This is a genomic window from Pseudomonas sp. P7758 (genome assembly GCF_013386485.1).
Taxonomy (GTDB): Bacteria; Pseudomonadota; Gammaproteobacteria; order Pseudomonadales; family Pseudomonadaceae; genus Aquipseudomonas.
Genome location: NZ_JACARS010000189.1, coordinates 1 through 1,707, shown reverse-complemented (window position 1 = coordinate 1,707; position 1,707 = coordinate 1). Strand labels below are relative to the sequence as shown.

General features: G+C 66.0%; 2 pseudogenes. Both read left to right on the top strand.

The features are described from left to right. Window positions 1–479: pseudogene (gene actP / locus HX873_RS29700) on the top strand (cation acetate symporter); the annotation flags it as partial. Between the two features lie 29 nt (window positions 480–508). Continuing rightward, window positions 509–1,707: pseudogene (locus tag HX873_RS29695) on the top strand (aldehyde dehydrogenase family protein); the annotation flags it as partial.

Below are 1,707 nucleotides of genomic sequence, written 5' to 3'. Positions count from 1 at the left end.
TCCGCAAGGGCCAGGCCAGCGAGCAGCAGGAAATCCGCGTGTCGCGCATCGCCACCCTGTGCATCGGCGTGCTGGCGATCATCCTTGGCCTGCTGTTTGAGTCGCAGAACATCGCGTTCCTGTCCGGGCTGGTACTGGCAATCGCCGCCTCGGTGAATTTCCCGGTGCTGTTCCTCTCGATGTACTGGAAGGGCCTGACCACCCGTGGCGCGGTGACCGGCAGCCTGGCGGGACTGGTCTCGGCCATCGTGCTGCTGGTGCTGAGCCCGGCGGTGTGGGTCAACGTACTGCATTACGACAAGGCGCTGTTCCCCTATTCCAACCCTGCCCTGTTTTCCATGAGCCTGGCGTTTTTCAGCGCCTGGGTCTTTTCCGTCACCGACCGCTCGCCCCGCGCTGCCGTTGAACGCGGGCGTTACCTGGCGCAGTTCATTCGCTCCATGACCGGCATTGGTGCCGCAGGCGCCAGCAAACACTAACTCTCATTTTCCAACCCGGAGGAATCGTGATGTCTCACGCCCCTACCCTGCAAAGTTTTATCGCTGGTCGCTGGATCGGCCAACACGGCGCCCAGGTGCTGCGCAGCGCCATTGACGGCCACGAGCTGGCACGCACTCACGAGGAGCGCCCGGACTTCGCCGAAGCCATCGAACACGGGCGCCGCCAGGGAGTCAGCGGGCTGATGGCCCTGGATTTCCAGCAGCGGGCCCAGCGCCTCAAGGCCATCGCGCTGTACCTGAGCGAGCGCAAGGAACAGCTCTACGCCCTCTCCCACCACAGCGGCGCGACCCGTGCCGACAGCTGGATCGATATCGAAGGCGGCAACAGCACGCTGTTCACCTACGCCAGCCTGGGCTCGCGGGAATTGCCGTCGGGCAATATCGTCCACGAAGGCCCGGCGATGCAGCTGAGCAAGCTCGGCAGCTTTGCCGGCACCCATATCCTGGTGCCTCGTGGCGGCCTGGTGGTGCACATCAACGCGTTCAACTTCCCGATCTGGGGCATGCTGGAAAAATTCGCCCCGAGTTTCCTGGCGGGCATGCCATGCATCGTCAAGCCGGCCAGCGCCACCAGCTACCTGACCGAAGCCGTGGTGCGCCTGATGGACGAATCCGGCCTGCTGCCACCCGGCAGCCTGCAACTGGTGATCGGCAGCACCGGCGACCTGCTCGACCGCCTGCAAGGCCAGGACGTGGTGACCTTCACCGGCTCCGCCGACACCGCCGCCAAGCTGCGGGTCAACCCGAACCTGATCCGCAACTCGGTGCCGTTCNNCCCGCCTGCGGGACCGCCTGAAAAAAGTCGTGGTGGGCGACCCGTCGGTGGAAGGCGTGCGCATGGGCGCACTGGCCTCCCACGACCAGCAGAAAGACGTGGCCGAACGCCTGGAAAGCCTGCTGCAGAGCAGCGATATGCTGTTCGGCGCCCGCGACGGCTTTGAACCCCGCGGTGAAAACGTCAGCCAGGGCGCGTTCTTCGCCCCGACCCTGCTGCAAGCCCGCGACCCGCATGCGGAAGGCGGCGCCCACGACATCGAGGCCTTCGGCCCGGTCAGCACGCTGATGGCCTACGACGACCTCGACGAAGCCCTGGCCCTGGCCGCACGCGGCAAAGGCAGCCTCGTCGCGAGCCTGATCACCAAAGACCCGCAGATCGCTGCCAAAGCCATCCCGGTGGCTGCCGCGTGGCACGGCCGCCTGCTGGTGC